The sequence below is a fragment of the Aliidiomarina shirensis genome, assembly GCF_003987345.1.
In the GTDB taxonomy this organism is placed as follows: Bacteria; Pseudomonadota; Gammaproteobacteria; order Enterobacterales; family Alteromonadaceae; genus Aliidiomarina; species Aliidiomarina shirensis.
Window position 1 is genome coordinate 206,753 of sequence record NZ_PIPP01000002.1, and the last position, 13,854, is coordinate 220,606.

The 13,854-nt window shown below is 48.6% G+C and carries 12 protein-coding genes; 2 read left to right on the forward strand and 10 right to left on the reverse strand.

All coding sequences use genetic code 11. From position 1 onward, the window contains the following. Window positions 1-92: 92 nt before the first annotated feature. From CWE13_RS05010 to CWE13_RS05025, 4 genes are all read right to left on the reverse strand, one after another. Window positions 93-1,148 carry an ABC transporter ATP-binding protein gene (locus tag CWE13_RS05010; protein WP_126806481.1) on the reverse strand — a complete coding sequence of 352 codons (1,056 nt, stop codon included), beginning with the start codon at window positions 1,146-1,148 and terminating at the stop codon, window positions 93-95. Between the two features lie 49 nt (window positions 1,149-1,197). Further along, window positions 1,198-2,991 (reverse strand): ABC transporter permease, encoded by a 1,794-nt coding sequence (locus tag CWE13_RS05015; protein WP_126806483.1) that lies wholly within the window; start codon window positions 2,989-2,991, stop codon window positions 1,198-1,200. A 52-nt stretch (window positions 2,992-3,043) separates the two neighbouring features. Further along, complete coding sequence (locus CWE13_RS05020) at window positions 3,044-4,147, reverse strand: Fe(3+) ABC transporter substrate-binding protein (RefSeq protein WP_241973638.1); 1,104 nt, start codon at window positions 4,145-4,147, stop codon at window positions 3,044-3,046. 68 nt (window positions 4,148-4,215) lie between these two features. Continuing rightward, window positions 4,216-6,471, reverse strand: a complete 2,256-nt coding sequence (locus CWE13_RS05025) for a TonB-dependent receptor family protein (protein ID WP_126806485.1) — start codon at window positions 6,469-6,471, stop codon at window positions 4,216-4,218. A gap of 320 nt (window positions 6,472-6,791) precedes the next feature. On the opposite strand from CWE13_RS05025, the gene CWE13_RS05030 reads away from it, so the two are divergent. Further along, on the forward strand, window positions 6,792-7,064 hold the full coding sequence (locus CWE13_RS05030) for a hypothetical protein (protein ID WP_126806486.1): 273 nt from the start codon (window positions 6,792-6,794) through the stop codon (window positions 7,062-7,064). Window positions 7,065-7,354: 290 nt separating this feature from the next. Then, window positions 7,355-7,951: a porin family protein gene (locus CWE13_RS05035; RefSeq protein ID WP_126806488.1), complete on the forward strand. Its 597-nt coding sequence runs from the start codon at window positions 7,355-7,357 to the stop codon at window positions 7,949-7,951. A 54-nt stretch (window positions 7,952-8,005) separates the two neighbouring features. Here the strand turns inward: CWE13_RS05035 and CWE13_RS05040 are convergent, their stop codons facing one another. The 6 genes from CWE13_RS05040 to CWE13_RS05065 all read right to left on the reverse strand — a co-directional run bounded on the left by CWE13_RS05040 (window position 8,006) and on the right by CWE13_RS05065 (window position 13,721). Next, entirely contained in the window at window positions 8,006-8,803 is a 798-nt protein-coding gene (locus CWE13_RS05040) for a 3',5'-cyclic-nucleotide phosphodiesterase (RefSeq protein WP_126806490.1), read from the reverse strand. A gap of 13 nt (window positions 8,804-8,816) precedes the next feature. Beyond that, the gene (locus CWE13_RS05045) at window positions 8,817-9,272 is read right to left on the reverse strand and encodes a DUF3429 domain-containing protein (protein ID WP_126806492.1); all 456 of its coding nucleotides are present in this window, start codon (window positions 9,270-9,272) and stop codon (window positions 8,817-8,819) included. Window positions 9,273-9,334: 62 nt separating this feature from the next. Next, complete coding sequence (locus CWE13_RS05050; protein WP_126806494.1) at window positions 9,335-10,297, reverse strand: calcium/sodium antiporter; 963 nt, start codon at window positions 10,295-10,297, stop codon at window positions 9,335-9,337. Next, entirely contained in the window at window positions 10,298-11,899 is a 1,602-nt protein-coding gene (locus CWE13_RS05055; protein ID WP_126806496.1) for a Na/Pi cotransporter family protein, read from the reverse strand. A 54-nt stretch (window positions 11,900-11,953) separates the two neighbouring features. Next, window positions 11,954-12,520, reverse strand: a complete 567-nt coding sequence (locus tag CWE13_RS05060; RefSeq protein ID WP_126806497.1) for a TMEM165/GDT1 family protein — start codon at window positions 12,518-12,520, stop codon at window positions 11,954-11,956. Between the two features lie 346 nt (window positions 12,521-12,866). Next, window positions 12,867-13,721, reverse strand: a complete 855-nt coding sequence (locus CWE13_RS05065) for a substrate-binding periplasmic protein (protein ID WP_126806499.1) — start codon at window positions 13,719-13,721, stop codon at window positions 12,867-12,869. Between the last annotated feature and the right edge of the window lie 133 nt (window positions 13,722-13,854).

The window sequence follows — 13,854 nt, forward strand, 5'->3', positions numbered from 1 at the left end:
AACGACCCCATCTTCTGGCCAATAAAAACGCGGGGAGTAGGATTTAGGAGTTGGCTTAAGTGCCATAGTACACGGACAACGACCCCAACTTCTTAGGTGTCGCAGAAGCCGGAAGGAAACAACACTAGGTGATCAAGGTTCAAGCGCAGCCCTACTTCTTGGCCGATATCATATTGATGGTGAGAAGGCGCCATGCACAATAAATGGCTGCCATCGGCTAGCTCCGCCGTATACAAAAAGTGCGCCCCGCGAAAGCCCCGAGCCACTATTTTTGCACGCCGATCAGCCGTTTCATCAATCACAATATCGTCCGGACGAATCAGTACATCAACCGCTTCCCCTTCGGTACCGCGCACCACCTCATCGCCATGCAGCAAGCCCAGCGCCGTTTCTACCTTCAGCTCATCCGTTACCGTGCCGTGCAGCAACACTCCTACACCGATAAAATCAGCCACCAAATGGTGCGCCGGCCGATGGTACAAACCATACGGCGTATCCCATTGCAGCAACCGGCCGTGATACATCACCCCCGCTCTATCCGCCATGGCAAAGGCTTCTTGCTGATCGTGGGTGACCAAGAGCGCCGTAATGCCCTCTTCTTTTAGCAAATTCCGAACTTCCGCCGCCAACGATTCGCGTAGCTCAGCATCCAACGAAGAAAACGGCTCATCCATTAACAACAACCGCGGTTTCGGCGCCAACGCCCGCGCCAAGGCAATGCGCTGCTGCTGACCGCCTGATAACTGATGCGGATAGCGTGGGCCATAACCCGCCAGCCCAACATGGCTCAGCAATAAGTTAACCCGTTGGCGTTGCTCTTCCGCGCTCTGATTACGGATACCAAACGCCACATTTTCAAACACAGTAAGATGCGGAAACAGCGCAAAATCTTGGAACACCATGCCAATACCGCGCTTCTCTGGCGGAATGTGCTGGCCCGGTGAGCTCACCAACTGTTTATTCAGCTCAATACGGCCAGAAGTTACCGGCTCAAACCCGGCAATAGCGCGCAATAACGTGGTTTTGCCACAGCCACTAGGCCCCAACAAGCAGCCGATTTCGCCTTCGCCAAGGTAAAAGCCTACGCCATCGACAATAGTTTGCCGACCAAATCCAACTTCTACATTATTTAGCTTTAACTGGCTCATGATTTTCCTTCAGCTATAACCGCGCTCTCACGTGAGTGCTCTTAAACTACTACAGCGGCTCGTAAATTTTACCCGGGCTTGGCTCACCAAAACGCAAATCACCCGGTTTCGGCTCAACCGTTCGCGCCTCTTCAGTATTCAAATGCTGCCGCCGATTCATCGCCCGGCTCAATAAAATAACCGGAATCAAACCTGCCAACACAATCATAATCGCCGCAGGCCCGGCATCGGCTAAACGCTCATCACCCGCCATCTCGTATGCTCGAACCGCCAAAGTATTAAAGTTAAACGGCCGCAACACCAAGGTAGCTGGCAATTCCTTCAATACATCCACAAACACCAGAATACCGGCCGTAATCAAACTTGTGCGCAGCAACGGGAAATGAATACGCGTAAGCACTTCGCGCGATTTCAAACCTAAAATTCTACCCGATTCATCCATCGCGTGGCTAATTTGCGTGAGCCCACTTTCAACCGTTTGAATCGAAATCGATAAAAACCGCACCGTATACGCAAACAACAGCGCCACAATGGTGCCCGATAAAATCAGCCCAGGGTTGATACCAAACACATTCTCACTAAAACCAATAATACGGTTATCCAACCAGCTCAGCGGCACCATCACCCCAACGGCAATCACCACACCCGGAATCGCATACCCCAACGAGGCAAAGCTCACCGAGGCTTGGGTAATGCGCGTGCGCTTATTCTGTCGGCGTTTGCTCGCCACGCGCTTGCCGTAACAGAGCCATAACGCAACCGCCACCGTGATAAACGCCGCCAGCGCCGCGAGCACTAAGCTATTGCTCACCAAGCGCCAAAATGCCGCATCGCCCCACACATCCAGCCTATCGGCGGACCAACTCAATAATTGCAACGCGGGTAATAAAAAACCAAACAGAACCGGTACGAAACACGCGCTAAAGGCCAAAAATGCTTTAACACCTTTCAGCGCCATGGGCCGTGTCGCTTGATTATTACGCCCAGCATGGTGGTAGCGCGATTGCTTCCGCGATATGCGCTCCACCAGCATCAGCACAACTACCGCACTCAACAACAAACTGGCTAATTGCAAAGCCCCCACTTGGTCGCCCATACCATACCAAGTCCGGAAAATGCCGGTAGTAAAGGTAGTTACACCATAAAAGTGCACCGTGCCGTAATCGGCTAGGGTTTCCATGAGCGCCAAAGTAACGCCGGTTGCGATCGCCGGCCTCGCCATCGGCAACGCAATGCGGTAGAAACTCTGCCACGGGCCAAGCCCCAAGGTACGGCCAGCTTCAATGGCGGCGCGCGATTGTTCAATAAATGCCGCGCGAGTTACCAGATACACATAGGGGAATAATACAAAGCCCATCACCAGCACAGCGCCGGTGAGTGAACGAATTTCAGGGAAAGTGTAATCGCCTAAGCCCCAGCCGGTAAGCGAACGCAAGGTGCGTTGCACCGGGCCTTCGAAGCTGAGCATGCCGCTGTAGGTGTAAGCGGTAATGTAAGCTGGCATGGCGAGTGGCAGTAGCAATGCCCAACGCAACCAGCGTACGCCGGGGAATTCGCAGGCTGTGGTGAGCCACGCGGCAGTAACGCCCATGAGCATCACCAACAGCCCAACGCCAACGAGCAAAATTAAGCTATGCCAAACGTATTCGCCAATGACATTCTGAAACAAATGACTCAAGGTTGCGCGTTGTTCTTCACCACCTAGGCCAATAAAAAAACTTGCAGCAACAACAATCAGCGGCAAGCAGATAACGATTGCAACCAACGGCAACGAAATATCGTGCCATCTGCGCCACACCCGCCGAAATAGCTGCTTGCCTGCCCTGCCAATTGTTTTAACCATCTGCTTCCAACTTAAGCGCTCTGCTGGCTATTTTAGCGCGAGCGCGATGTATTTAGCGCCAGCCTGCTCTATCCATCAAGCGCACAGCAATTGCATTGTTTTCGCCTAACACGCTCATAGAGATATCATCAGCTGTGAACTCGCCCCATGATTCCAAGGTTTCGCTCCAAGGCGCCGCTGGATTCACTGGATACTCAGAGTTTGCTTCTGCGTACCACGTTTGCGAGCTGGTTTGTGCTAGGAATTCAATTAACCGTAGTGCGTTTTCTTCATTGCTGGCATTTTTTAGTAAGCCAATACCAGAAACATTTACATGAACGCCCGTTGTATCTTGCGCCGGCCATGCAATAGCTACTTTGCTTACGGTATCTTGGTTGGTGGCATCATCGCTTAAGCTCATGCCGCCAAAATAGTAAGTGTTCGCTATCGCGATATCGCACTGCCCTGAGGCTACGGCATGAATTTGATCGCGATCGCCACCTACTGGATTACGAGCAAAATTAGCCACTAAACCGCGCGCCCACTCTTCGGTAGCCGCTTCGCCGTGGTGCGCTATCATGGCCGCAACCATTGATTGGTTGTAAATATTATCCGATGAACGCACGCAAATACGGCCGCGCCATTTTTCATCTGCAAGGCTCAGATAATCAGTAATTTCTTCTGGGTTCACCCGCTCCAGTGAGTAAAACACGGGGCGCGCACGCATACTTAGGCCATACCAATGACGGTCAGAATCGCGCAGGTGATCAGGAATAGCATCATTTAGTGTTGCGCTGGTTACCGGCTGGAATAAATCGGCTTCCTTTGCGCGGTGCAGTGAACCGGCATCAACGGTAAGGAACAAATCCGCTGGCGTATTCGCGCCTTCGCTTTGCAAGCGCGATAATAAACCGCTACCAGAACCGGTAAGCAAGTTCACTTGAATGCCTGTTTCAGCAGTAAATTCGTCAAGTAGTGGCTTAATCAAGCCTTCGTTTCGTGAAGAGTAAAGGTTTACTTCGCCGCTGTTAGCACTTTCGGAGTTAGCGCCTTCAGAACCCGTATTTTCACTGGCTGGGCTGCAACCTAACAGTAAAGTGCCAGAGAACATCATCACTGACACCATCTTTAAAGTGCCAGAGAAACGCGTCACTGACCCCATTTTCGTTTTCAACATAGGAAAATCTCCTTGCGAATATGCAGGGCATTGTAAATGCCCTGCATGTGAATGACAATGGTTATCATTTAAAACCGGGCTTGGAAGCCCACGTTGATTTGCCGTGGTTTACCTACCATTACCCCACCGTGCATGCGTGTGGTTGTGTAGGTTTTGTCAGCCAAGTTATCAACACTTACATACACCGATTGGTTCTCGGCTAACTGATAGCGAGCCGCCATGTCGAAAATAGTGCGCGCGGCAATTTTTTCGTCTGCTGCCACGGTACCTGCGCCAGCAACCGTACGCATTTCACCCAAGTAACGAGCGTTAAATGCTAAGCTCCAAACGCTGCCTTTAAGTGCAATACCGGTGCGCAGCTGCTGCTCCGGCTGATACGGCACTTCATCACCAGCGGTAACGTTGCCCCAAATACCGATGTTTGAATTGAAGCTATTTTGGAACTCTGCTTTTGTGAAGGTATAGGCTGCATCTAGCGCCACATCGATAGCGTCGTTCAAGGCATACGTATAGGCACCTAAAACTTCTGCACCCATCACTTCAACTTCACCGGCATTTACTTGCGCGCCAATGTTGTTCAGATCACAGCCCTGTGCCGCCGTACAATTACCATGCATATTGCTGTAATCACTGTAAAAACCGATTACTTCAAACCGTGCATCGCCACTCACATAGCCGTAATCAACTGTTCCGGCGTAGCGAATACCCGCTTCGTAGTTCCAGCTTTCTTCGTTTTCTTGCTCATTATTGCCCGGAGCCGCAGGTGCAAAACCTTTCTGGACACCCGCTAACGCAACCCATGAATCATTTAAACGGTAGGTAATACCTGCCGCTGGTAAAAACGCAGTGGTGCTATTTTCCCGTAATTCTGGCGTATTTAGGCGCTGTAAATCGCTGCCAAAGTTCTCACGTTTTACCGTGATATCTTCAAAACGCGCACCAAAATCTACGGTTAAATCATCAAAATACATGCGCGCTTTTGCAAATGCAGCAAACGCTTCCGCACTGGCCACTCGGTTCGCATCTGTGCCAGGAACACCGGCGTCTGCTAACGCCATGTTTAACGCCGCATCCATTTCATATAAATCAACCCACTGGAAGCGATCTTCTTCATCTTCGTGATAACGCGCACCCAGCACATATTCATTTCCGTTGATGGCAAAATCATATTGAGTTTGCACACCTTGGCTCAAATATTCGCGGTTGTTATTTTTCAAACGAACACTCAAGGTATCACCCGTTTCCGCGCCCGTTTCAAATGCAGAGGCGAGTTCCAGCCCACCACCTGATAACGAAACACCGCCCACTTGGTCAGCTTTATACCAATTGCGCGCGAATTCATTGCGATAAATCGAGGAAGTAAGCACACCACCATTCGCCAACGCCCACTGGTGAGTGGCTTGCATTAGCGTGTGCTCAGTTGTCATTTCATCAAGCTGAGAAGCAGCATACCGGCCATACGGGTTCGATTGATAATCCGCATCGGTAATACCCATGTAAGTATCATCACTCACTTCATCAGAATATTTAAACTTGAATTCAACTTGATGGCGGCCTGCATCATCAAGGTTCACCCGAACTTTGCTCATGATATCGTTGCGGTAAAAGCCACTTTCGCTGTTCGCAACATCTTTGAAGCCATCCGCTTGGTAACGTAACACTTCAAACACACCGCCGGCACGTTCACCGCTGCCACCCATATAGGTGTGGAACTTACCAAAACCGTGCTCACCCGCACCGATATCCACAAAGCCGGCGAAGTCGTCGTTCGGGATGCTGCGCGACACTAAATTCAGAACACCACCTGTGGTGCGTGGACCATATTGAATAGAAGAAGAACCTTTCAATACTTCCATCGCTTCAATACGCGCAAATGTAGGGAAATAATAAGCTGCTGGTGCTGCGTAAGGAGCCGGAGCAGAAAGAATGCCATCTTCCATTACCGTAATTTTGTCTGAGCGATTCACGCCTGTGCCGCGCATACCAATGTTCGGGCGTAATCCCCAACCATCTTCTTCAAGCACATATACGCCCGGCACGTTGCCTAGAGCCCGCATAATATCGGTGTATTCAAACTCTTTTAGCTCTTCTTCGCTCATGTAGTAAGCAGAGCCTGGCGTTTCATTTACCGCTGCGGCTGAACCTAAGATATTGATACGCTCAATATTTTGCTTTGATTCAGCTTCTTCAGCTATTGCACTACCTGCTGCAATATTAGCTGCGATTGCGGCAGTAACTGCCATGCTTAACAAGGAAGCTCGCGTTTTTTTAACCGTTGAACCTGAGTTAGATTGCACCGATCGTGCACACACTTGAATTGACATCTAGCTATCTCTCCAACATTTACAGTTTTAAATCAATTAATTAAATGATGTTGTTAGCGACAAGGCGCGCGAACACTGCGCGCGTGAGCTGCAACTTCAAATCTAAATAGTAATGATTCTTAATTAGATGACGGAGAGTATACTTAATATCAAATGAGAATCAATCTCATTTTTGAAAAGTTTTTTTCTTTTGTTGCGCATTGATTAAATTTTGAACTATATGCTATACCTCATATACACAGGCAAGCAGTAGTAGCTTAGAATTTCCAAGTAAATTTACATTAAGTTTACAAAATCATTTACCAAATGGAATTAATCAAATGATGACTTCAAACGATAGCGCTGCGCCCCCTGCTGATAGCACCTTTGATCGTTATAGGATAGAGATCTGCATGGGCGACCAAGTTATCAATAAATTGGGTGTACCTGCGAACCGCAAAGCTCTGCATGTGATTGAGATAGCGCGTAACGAACTAAAGCACGTATCTACCGCAACACACGCCAAAGTGCGTGGGTTGAATGGAGATGAAATTGAGATTTACGCGATGGACGGTTGGTTTCGTTGCCAGATGAAAGCACTAAAGCTACGCTAAGTTTATTGCATCCAGGCACCTAGTGACATGGTGCGTTTTTACGCGCCCGTGCGGAGCTTATCCTAAAGCAAACCTCTCCTTCGCAGACCATCCCCAACGCCACTGCGTACAAATATCATTTTACGAAACCCAACAACCCCTTTGTTAATCTATATTTTTCGCCCGCGCGTTTTTGCGCCCACGTTCAGTTAATGTGCATATTTTAAACGATGAGTGGGGTTTTCACCTATTGTAGCGAAAAATATTACAGGGTACGGTAGCTTTGCTGATTAAATATATAAGGACATAAAATGAAAAAGCTATTACCTATCTCTCTCGCAATTCTCCTATCTACTTCGATAACAGCAGCGCAGGCAAATGACACGTGGTATGTCGGCGCATCATATAACGCACAAGAAATTTCGCAATTTAATCGAGATTTTAATACGGCGGGTGTTATAGCAGGCTATCGATTTACGGAACACCTTGCGCTCGAAGCTAGATATGCTGGCGGTACATCAGGGTATTCAGATTTTACGGTTCTGCCAAACGACGCTAGCGTTGAATACAAAGAGGATATCAGTAGCCAAGCGTCACTAATGTTTAAAGCATCTTATCCCGTGTTTGAAGCTTTTAGCGTATATGCATTAGCCGGCTACTCGACAACAGACCTCGAATACAACAGTTACACAGGCTCTTATGACAGTGACGATAATCTCATAGGCTACGCACCTGTAAAAGGAAGCGTTTCCTACGATGGGTTTGCGTATGGTATTGGTATCAATTACAAATTAAGCAAAAATTTTAATCTATTTATTGATTACCAAGTTCTCCCAGATTTCGCACCTGACGATAATGTTTCAGCGAGCTGGAATAGCGCAACTTTTGGTATCAATTACTCGTTTTAGATTTTAACCAGAGTCAATACCGTTTGCTCAATCAGTTAAGTGCCCGAAACGCATTTATCTGATTGAGCTTTCTTGTAACAGCACCACATTTATTTCGTTCTCAAATTTTCTCGCTAACGCGAGCACTTCAGCTACCAGCGCATTACCGCTGCTCGGCTTCAAGTGCGAAACCCATAATTTTTTCGGAAGCTCGGGCATACGCGAGAGTGTGTTCGCCACCATGGCTGGTGTCATGTGTTTAGTACGCACGGCGAGTTCGCGCTTATTATTGGTAAACGAGCATTCCAGCATGAACGTATCAATAGGCGCCAGCTTCGTTAATGAACTGAGTGCGTTATCCAGTGTTGGGCCTTCCATGGTATCGGCACTAAACACAAAATGTTGGTTTTGCATGCGCACGCTTACGCCAACGGTAGGCACCGTATGGTCAACGGCAAACACATGAATTTGTGCATTTTCCTTTTCAGGGCTTGCTAGTGTGAAGGTATCGCCGGGAGTAATTTCAATAAATTCTACGATTGGGGCTTCAGGCGTAGGCAATAAGGTAAAATCGGGCCAAATATTATCGTTGAAAATATTCGTTTTCAGCGTTTCGATCGTGTGCGCTTGGGCAAAAACCTGTACGCGATGCTCCACGTCATCGAACATATTGCTGAGGAATAACGGTAACGCCGCAATATGATCCATGTGCGAATGGGTAAGCACAATATAGCGAATTTTGCGCATCGCTTCGATGGAAAGCGAGCTTAAGCCCGTACCTGCATCGATGAGCGCATAATCACCAATTTGGATACAGGTGCTGCCCTGTGTATCGCTCAAACCCCCGGAGCAACCAAGCACGCGAATATCCATTGCCCTACCCCAGTTAGCCGACACGCAATTCAGTGGCGATAGTGATAAACCACAAGAAATGACACCCGGCTACCACGAAGGTTACCGGCTGACGCACTTTTTCATACCACGCTTGGCTTACGCGTTTCACATCATATTTCAGCCAAAGCATATACACGATTGCGAGCACACCAACAGCCCAAAGGGTAGGCAAAAATGCCACCGAAACCCAAGCCACAATAGAAGGCAGCATACAAATAATCAAGGTGCCTTGCGGGTTATCGAGGCCTTTGGCCATAGTTAACCCCCAATGAATACCGCCTAAAAACGATAATATTACAGCGCTATAAATCAGGAAGGCTTGTGCCAAAGGCGCCTGCCAAAAACCAATGGCACCGAGGATCGCAGTGCCAATGAACGGAATTAACCCCGCCCACATAAGCCGCGTGGCTGTGAGTTCGGTAGCTTCATTCATTTGCTTATTCGACATCGAGCACCTCTTCTTACTTGAATTTTAAGCTAGTTTTTTGCCAGTTTTGCAGAGCACATCTCTTAAAGGATAACCCACAGCAAATAGCCAAAGTAGCCGGCTACAAACAAGCCACCTTCGAGCCTATTAATACGCCCTGGCCGCTTTGCTTTCTTGAAACGAAACGCAAACACGACAATTAGCAGAGTAAATAGCGCCATGATGAGGTAATCGCGGCTTAGTACTTCGGCATCAATACCAAACGGATGAATCGCGCCAGCAATACCTACTACGGCCAGAGTGTTAAATAAGTTTGAACCAATAATATTACCGAGCGCTAAATCGTGTTCATTTTTGCGAATTGCGGCAATGGCACTGGCCAACTCGGGCAAAGACGTACCGATAGCGACAATAGTAAGGCCAATGATTAAATCGCTGACACCAAAGGCCATGGCGATTTCTACCGCCCCCCAGACCAACACGCGGGAGCTGGCGATTAACAGGAACAGCCCAACAAATAGCCACATCAAGGCACGCGCTATCGGCATTCGATGGCTGCTTAAATCCGCATCGGTTTCCAAGCCAAGGGTATCCTCGCCGTTCAGGCCTTGTTTGATCGACCAGCCCATCACTGCGAAAAAGACCACGAGGAGAATGACAGCATCCCAACCGCTAATAAAATTATCCAGAATCAGCCAACCCGCGAGCAAGGTTATCGCGATTAAAATCGGCATTTCTTTGCGCAATACGCTCGATTTTACGGTTATGGGCGCAATTAAGGCGGTAAAGCCCAGCACCATACCAATGTTCGCCGTGTTCGAACCAAACGCATTCCCCAGCGCCAAGCCCGGATTCCCCTGCGCAGCCGCAAATGCCGAAACCACCATTTCGGGTGCCGAGGTACCAAAACCAATAATTAACATACCAATCAGCAGCGGCGACATACCGAAGTGTTTAGCGGTAACCGCAGCGCCTTCAATAAAACGATCGGCGGACCAAATTAACAGCACTAATCCTAAAATTACTGCAACACTTGCTAACAACATTTAGTTTTTCTCCGCCTGATTAGATTCATTGAATATATTATCTTTTTCTACTGCCGGGTAAATCACCGCTGAGATACGCATTATTCGCTTCGCGCATTCTTCTAGCAAGCTAATAATGCGTAATTGCGTGGTTACATCCGGCGCATTGCTCTCACCAGATTGAACATTCGCCAATAGCTCAGAGCGCCGCGTGCGCCGAGCTCGTTCGATATCCGCAATGACCGCGTGCCGCTCTTCTGCCGACATATCTTTCAAGGTACTTGAACGCATCAAGCGCTGAAAATTCTCATCTAATGCCCCGGCTGTAGCCGTGTGCAATTGCTGTTGGTTAACCGTGGCTAATTCATGCAATAAGGCTTTTAACTGCACACTTTCTTCACTGGCCCAATTGAGGTTCAAGAACACGTCGGCATGCTCTGCCATAGAACTCTGGGCGCTAAGTTTATTCCCGAACTCTTGAATCGATTCTAGCAAAGCGGTAGTGTGAAAATCAGGTTCAGGTGCCGCTTCCGCTTCAGCATTCAGAATTTTACGCCCACGCCCCAGCAGTTGTTTGAATACACGCTTTAGCTCTGAGTGCATTGCAGCAACCCCCATCGCAGGCATGGATAATACGGTGTCATCGAGATAGCGGGGCTTTTCGGAAGTAAGTGCCGGCTGCTTGATAAAGCGTTCTACACGACGAATTAAGGAATCGGCCAAGAACCACATTAAAACCAAGCTCAAAAGATTAAACATGGTGTGGAATAACGCCAGGCCCATACTTATATTCTGCCCCGATTCCCCGCCGGCAAGCCACTCAGAAACCCACCATAACGGCACCAACAAGATAAGTGCAATAATCGCCGTAAATACCTTTTCGGTAACATGAATCAGTGCCAACCGCCGCGCATTCGCCGTGGCGCCAATTGATGCCAACAAACTCGTGGCTGTGGTGCCAACGTTCGCTCCAATAACTAATGCTGCGCCTAGCAACGGCGTGAGCACGCCCGTAACCGAAGCGGTGAGAATAATAGCAAGTGCCGCTGATGATGATTGAATAAGTGCGGTAAGCAACGCCCCCACCAACACGCCGAGCACAATGCCGAGTGCGCCTGTGCTGCCAAGCTGTTCCAAGGGTAAGTAATCGGCCACATCAATAAAGGCATCACGCAGGATACCCAGGCCGAGAAAAAGCACACCGAACCCAGCAAGCGCAAAACCAATGTGGGGCGCCCGGCCTTTGCTAAAAAATAACTTCAACAGCATGCCTACGCCAATCAACGGAAGCGCAATTACTTGTACGTTCAGCTTCAAACCAATAACCGCCACGATCCAGGCTGTCATGGTGGTGCCGAGATTGCTACCGAAAACCACCCACGCCGCCTGCCGCAGTTTCAGCATACCCGCGTTGGTAAAACCTAACGTGGTTACGATTACCGCGCTAGACGATTGCACGATGGCGGTGATACCAAACCCGGTAAATGCTGCCCGTAAGCGCGTTTTAGTTGAGCGCTCAAGCAACCCGCTTAGCGCGTTACCAGCCGCGGCTTTTAGGCCTTCTGTCATCATGGCCATGCCAAGCAATAATAAACCGATGCCGCCGAGTGTCATGAATAACATGCAAATGCCGCTCCCGTGTTATTAATCCATTTATGTGCTGCGCTATGTTATGTGCTATGCACTAAAAATCGCGATGACACCGAGGCTCACGAATACTAGGCAACCGAATATACGAATGGCCCGCATGGGAATACGATTGGTAATCCATGCACCAAAGAATATAACTGGAATGAGCAATAAATTCATACCCACTACCGCACCGGCAGCTACTGAAAACATGCTTTGATAATGCGCAGCGAGCATCATGGTAACAATTTGTGATTTATCACCAATTTCAGCCACACTTAGCAATAGAAATGCGGCCAGAAAAGCACCGAGTTTGAAAAATTTACTGTTGGTTTCTACTTGTTCATCTTTTTCTGGCACTAACACGGCGATGCCCATCAGAATAAATAGGGCACCTACGGCATACGAAAGCCAATCGGCCGCAAGAAAATCGCCAAGGTAATAGCCGATAACGCTGGCTATGCCGTGCATTACAATCATTCCGAGCAACATGCCTGCGATCACCGCGCCACGTTGGTTGGCGTAGCGAGCGGCGAGTAGCAATGCTAAAAATTGAGTTTTATCGCCAAGCTCAGCAGCACTTACGGCAACAAGGGCAGCAAAAAATTCGCTCATAGTTCCTTTCCAGCGAAGTTGAAAGTGCGCGGATTATATCAGCCTCGCTATTGCAATGCATGCTCGGGGTGTGTTGCTTTTTTCGGGGGCGTGCTTTGCAGATGATGGTGAGTGGCGCTTCGTGGGGAAGGTATTGTATTCTCGGGGTGTCTGCCGCATGGATGCGGCAGCTCAAGCCTACATGGAAGTACTTGCGGCGTCCCTGAGAAAGCAATACCTCCCCCACGAAAAAGTCACTCACCCAACACCCTGAGAAAGTAATACTTTACTCCCGAAACGCACCGCATTCCGCCCTTGAAATCGCCTCAAACCGCTCAGAAAAGAACAGCCCTTGAATTGATTAGATTCAGCCTCCGTAGCGGCGTATGAGCTCGTTGATGTAGCCGTTGTTCATGAGCTCGCGTAAAGCAGAATTGAATGCCATTACTTCTTCTTCGGTAACAGCGCTCTTCGAGAACATTACGTATACCTCCGAAGCTGGCAGGCCAATATGATGACGCTGAATGGAATCTCCCAAGCCTCGGCGACGAATAATTGAAGCCGCCACGAGATTATCTTCCAGGAAACCATCAATATCACCATCAAGTAAACGCGCAAGGTTGAGTTCGTTTAAACGCGCACCTACAAATTGATCGGAATATTCACTCCCGTACATCAGCATTTGCAGCTCTTCTCCATAGAAATACTCATTCACAACCCCAACGCGAAGGCCTTCTTCGAGGAACCCCTCAACATCTTCCATAGGGTAACGCGGCGCTTCTTCGCTACGAATAAATAAGCTGAACTGCTCGTTTCTATATGGAATTGAGAACCATGCATAATCTTGGCGTGCCGGTGTCATTGATGCACCCATGATAAGATCGATATCGCCATCTTGCATCCACTCCAGTAACTCGCGCCATGTGCCTTGGCGAGCTTCGAGTACGCAATTTATGTGCGAAGCGGCGCTCTTTGCGATATCAATATCCACGCCACCTACCTCACCGTTTACACTGGTATACTGATAAGGTTCCCAGCTTTCAAAGCCCAGAATTAGATTACATTCCGGAACCTCTTCTCGCATCATCGTATCGGTAGTGTAAGTTTCTGCTTCTGGTGCTTCTTCTTCGGTTGTTACGTCAGGTTGGTTTTCATTTTCTGGTGTACAGCCCACCAGTGCGGCTACAGCCATTACTAACAACATTTTGGTTAGCCAATTCATAAGGCCCCCTTGTTATCTTCATGTGCTTACCTTCAGTGTAGGTGTGGAGTGTGATTTGCGCCAGTTAGCGGAATTTAAATCTGGTTATTGATATATACGCATATCCATATATACTGAACTCATAGATTTTTAT

Excerpts from the sequence above, each read along its gene's own strand:
- CWE13_RS05040 (WP_126806490.1), bottom strand. The coding sequence starts at position 8,803 with ATGGATATTCGCGTGCTTGGTTGCTCCGGGGGTTTGAGCGATACACAG.
- CWE13_RS05025 (WP_126806485.1), bottom strand. The coding sequence starts at position 6,471 with ATGTCAATTCAAGTGTGTGCACGATCGGTGCAATCTAACTCAGGTTCA.
- CWE13_RS05010 (WP_126806481.1), bottom strand. The coding sequence starts at position 1,148 with ATGAGCCAGTTAAAGCTAAATAATGTAGAAGTTGGATTTGGTCGGCAA.
- CWE13_RS05060 (WP_126806497.1), bottom strand. The coding sequence starts at position 12,520 with ATGAGCGAATTTTTTGCTGCCCTTGTTGCCGTAAGTGCTGCTGAGCTT.
- CWE13_RS05045 (WP_126806492.1), bottom strand. The coding sequence starts at position 9,272 with ATGTCGAATAAGCAAATGAATGAAGCTACCGAACTCACAGCCACGCGG.
- CWE13_RS05035 (WP_126806488.1), top strand. The coding sequence starts at position 7,355 with ATGAAAAAGCTATTACCTATCTCTCTCGCAATTCTCCTATCTACTTCG.
- CWE13_RS05015 (WP_126806483.1), bottom strand. The coding sequence starts at position 2,991 with ATGGTTAAAACAATTGGCAGGGCAGGCAAGCAGCTATTTCGGCGGGTG.
- CWE13_RS05030 (WP_126806486.1), top strand. The coding sequence starts at position 6,792 with ATGATGACTTCAAACGATAGCGCTGCGCCCCCTGCTGATAGCACCTTT.
- CWE13_RS05065 (WP_126806499.1), bottom strand. The coding sequence starts at position 13,721 with ATGAATTGGCTAACCAAAATGTTGTTAGTAATGGCTGTAGCCGCACTG.
- CWE13_RS05020 (WP_241973638.1), bottom strand. The coding sequence starts at position 4,147 with ATGTTGAAAACGAAAATGGGGTCAGTGACGCGTTTCTCTGGCACTTTA.
- CWE13_RS05050 (WP_126806494.1), bottom strand. The coding sequence starts at position 10,297 with ATGTTGTTAGCAAGTGTTGCAGTAATTTTAGGATTAGTGCTGTTAATT.
- CWE13_RS05055 (WP_126806496.1), bottom strand. The coding sequence starts at position 11,899 with ATGTTATTCATGACACTCGGCGGCATCGGTTTATTATTGCTTGGCATG.